This is a genomic window from Dellaglioa sp. CoH-57-MRSF-20 (assembly GCF_056781955.1).
In genome coordinates this window covers 461-832 of sequence record NZ_JBXAXV010000036.1, presented here as the reverse complement: position 1 = coordinate 832, position 372 = coordinate 461, and the positions used below count along the sequence as shown (strand labels likewise).

The window sequence follows — 372 nt, the reverse complement described above, 5'->3', positions numbered from 1 at the left end:
AGATAGGCGAAGGTGGCACCCGCAAGCGCCGGAAACTGCTGTTCATCGAACCCGAAAATCTTCCTGAGCACTACCCTCTACTATTTACACATCACTCGCCATGCTTCAGCAGGTACGAATCGCTGATCGCTTTGAACGAGAAGCCAGAATCAGCGTGCTTGTAGACCACACCTTCTCGCGGACGGCCGTTGATGCCCTGACCCTCGGCACGTGCCAGCAGGTCTTTCGCGTTTTTCGCAATGCTCGACAGCTTGAAATAGCTGGTGACCGGCACATGCTTCAGGCCCAGCTCACGTACGATGTGTTCGACTTCCGAAGGACGCAGGTATTCCTGATTCTCGATGTCGAAGATGTCATACACGTAGAAGCCGT

General features: G+C 54.0%; 1 protein-coding gene. It reads right to left on the bottom strand.

Features of this window, described 5'->3' with window-relative positions; genetic code table 11:
- Positions 1-91: 91 nt before the first annotated feature.
- Positions 92-372, bottom strand: a 281-nt coding sequence (locus AC1RPN_RS07925) for an RNA ligase family protein (RefSeq protein ID WP_481763013.1), incomplete at its 5' end; no start/stop codon positions are given.